This window comes from Arenimonas composti TR7-09 = DSM 18010 (assembly GCF_000426365.1).
Taxonomy (GTDB): Bacteria; Pseudomonadota; Gammaproteobacteria; order Xanthomonadales; family Xanthomonadaceae; genus Arenimonas; species Arenimonas composti.
In genome coordinates this window covers 1-3,226 of sequence record NZ_AUFF01000020.1, presented here as the reverse complement: position 1 = coordinate 3,226, position 3,226 = coordinate 1, and the positions used below count along the sequence as shown (strand labels likewise).

The window sequence follows — 3,226 nt, the reverse complement described above, 5'->3', positions numbered from 1 at the left end:
ACGATGCTCAGCTCGCAGCCGCAGGGCTGCGACTGAGGAAGCACGACAACACGATGAACCGACGGCCCCGTTCGCGGGGCCGTCGTTCGATGGCGCGTCGTCGCGGGGGGCGGCGGGCGATCCGGATACTTCGCAAGGGGACAATCGATGCGTACGAAACCACTGATGCTGGCCATCGCCCTGGGCCTCGGCCTGGCCATGCCCGGCCTGCAGGCCAGGCCGGCCCCGGAAGCCCCGCAGACGCAGGTGCAGGACCTCCCGCTCTGGCTGGTCGTGTTCGACGAGCCGGGCGCGGCGGCCTTCCGCGGCTTCCCCGCCTCCGACCGCCTGCGTCCGGCGCTCGCCGCCACCAGCCCGGCCGCCACCGGTGCCCGCAAGTACGACGCCGCGTCGCCGGAAGCCCGCAGCTACCTCGGCTACCTCGATGAGCTGCGCCGGCTGCGCCTCGGCGATGCCGCGGCGGCGGTGGGTCGCCCGCTGCAGGCGCACTACGTCTACCGGCATGCGCTGAACGCGGTGGCGGTGCGGATCAGTGCCGAGGAAGCGGCGGTGATCGCGGGCTTGCCGGGCATCCGCGCGGTCCGCCCCGACTTCGCCTACGCACCGGAAAGCGATCGCAGCGCCGCCTGGGTCAATGCCGACGACGTCTGGAACGGCAACGTCCCGGGCGTGCCGGCACGGCGAGGTGCCGGCGCCATCGTCGGCGTCGTCGACGGCGGCATCAACCGCAGCCACACGGCCTTTTCCGGCGCCGGCATCACCAACCCGCGGGGTGCCGGCAACTTCCTCGGCTGGTGCAGCACCAATCCGAGCGCCTGCAACGGCAAGGTGATCGGCCTGTACGACTTCATCGCCTCGGGCACCGGCATGGCCGACCCGTCCGCGGATGCCAGCCACGGCACCCACGTCGCCAGCATCGCGGTCGGCGCGCAGTGGCTGACGTACAGCGGCATCGCGCCCGACGCCAGCCTCGTGCACTACCGCGGCTGCTGCACCAGCACCGCACTGCTGAAGTCGATCGACCAGGGCGTGGCCGACGGCGTCGATGTCATCACGATGTCGATCGGCGGCGAACAGTTGCAGGATCCGTGGACCGGTGTCGCCAGTGCCGGCTATTACGACGACGCCGAAGCCTTCCTCGCGGCGCGCGAGGCCGGCATCGTGGTCGTGAAGTCGGCCGGCAACCAGGGCGCCGGCGCGGGCACGATCACCTATCCCGGCAATTCGCCGTGGATGATCGCGGTCGCTGCCGCCAGCCACGACCGCTACGGCACCGCCAACGGGGACCGCATCGCCACGTGGAGCAGCCGCGGCCCGTCGGTGCCTTTCGGCGTGATCAAGCCCGACATCACCGCGCCCGGCGTCGACATCGACGCCGCCGGCACCAGCGGCCTGGCCTCGGTCGCGCGCATGTCCGGCACCTCGATGGCCGCGCCGCAGGTCGCCGGCGCCGCCGCCGTGCTGATCTCGATCGATCCGTCGCGCACGCCGGACCAGGTCGTGTCGGCGCTGATGCTCACCGCCAGGCCCACCGCGAAGACCGGCCCGATCACCGCCGCCGATCCGCATACCCGTGGCGCCGGCGTGCTCGACGTCGCCCGCGCCGCGCGGGCCGGGCTGTATCTGGCGGTGCCGCCGAACGCCTTCCGCAATGCGCGCGCGAACGACTGGACCGGCGGCGCCCAGAACCTGAACCTGCCGAGCCTGAGCCACGCCGCCTGCTTCCGCAGCTGCTCGCTGACGCGCACCTTCACCCGCATGCCGGGTTCGCCGGCCTCGACCTACAACGTTTCGGTGACGATGGAGGATCCGCAGGCGACGCTGACGCCGAGCCTGACTTCGTTCGTCGCCTCGAACGGCGGTACCGCGATCACCTTCAGCATCGACGTCGACGATCCGGCCCTGGTCGACCGCTGGCTCTACGGCACCGTCACCCTGACGAGCACCGCCGGCGACGGCAGCCCCGAACTGCGGCTGCCGGTGGCGATCTATGCGAGCCCGTTCTCGAGCGAGGCCGCCGCCGCCGCACTGGCGCCGATCGCGCGCACGGTCGACAGCGAGCGCGGCTTCTTCGACATCGACGTCTCCGGCATGGTGCCGTTCACCGACGCGCGCTTCGCGACGACCGATCTGGTGGCGCCGGTGGTGACCACGCAGACGATCCCGGCCGACCCGACCACCAATCCCTACGACAATCCGGCGCAGAACTACGTGCGCCTGGTGCCGGTGCCGATCGATGCTTCCGGCGCGCCGTTCCTGGTCGAGGCATCGACCAGTGCCGCCAATCCGGACATCGACCTCTACGTCGGGTTCGACACCAACGGCAACGGCCTGCCGGACGCCGGCGAGGAACTCTGCGATTCGATCTCGACCGGCTCGAACGAGAGCTGCACGGTCGAGCTGACGACCGGCGCAACGGCCGGCAACGTCTGGGTGATGGTGCAGAACTACAGCGGCCCGGGCACCAACGTGACCGTGCGCACGCTCGGGCTTTCGACGGTCGCCTCCGACGCGCCGACGCTGGTGGCGACCGGGCCGGGGCGGGTGCCCGAAGGGGCGCCGTTCAAGCTGCGCGTCGCCTGGGACGATCCGGGCTTCGTTGCCGGCGCGGAGCGCTACGGCTATCTGATCACCCGCACCGCCGCGGGTGGCAATCCGATCTTCACCAGGCTCCGCCTCACCCGTTCCGGCACCGGCGTCGTCCCGTACGCACTGGCGCCTGCGGCCGCACGCACGGTGTTCCTGCCGGCCGGCGGCGCGCACGATCGCCTGTACTTCGACGTGCCACCGGGCGTGACGAAGATGACGCTGCGCACGAGCAACGGCAGCGGCTCGGTGTCGCTGTACGCGGCGCGGATCGACCAGCCGGCGGGTCCGGCCGTCGCCGCGGCGCCGCCGCGTGGTTCGGCCTCGCATTCGGCGACCGGCGCCGGTGCGAACCAGACGATCGTGATCAACAACCCGGCCGCCGGCCGCTGGTACGTGACGCCGGTGAACACCGGCGGCGGCACCGCCAAGGTCGACGTCAGCGCGACGATCGACACCGCTTCCGGCGTGCCGGCGCTGCGGCGGGGTTCGTACTTCAACCCGAGCCGCGGCGGCCACGGCTTCTTCGTGTATCCGTCCGGCAGCGACCTGGCCCTGCTCTGGTACACCTACCTGCAGGACGGCACGCCGACCTGGTACTACGCGCAGGCGGCGGCGCCGGGCAGCCACCAGGTGTGGA

1 protein-coding gene is annotated in these 3,226 nt (G+C 71.8%); it reads left to right on the top strand.

The window, feature by feature from the left end:
• Positions 1 to 147 precede the first annotated feature (147 nt).
• Positions 148 to 3,226: S8 family serine peptidase (locus tag K311_RS0113290; RefSeq protein ID WP_154659576.1), on the top strand; the 3,079-nt coding region annotated here is incomplete at its 3' end.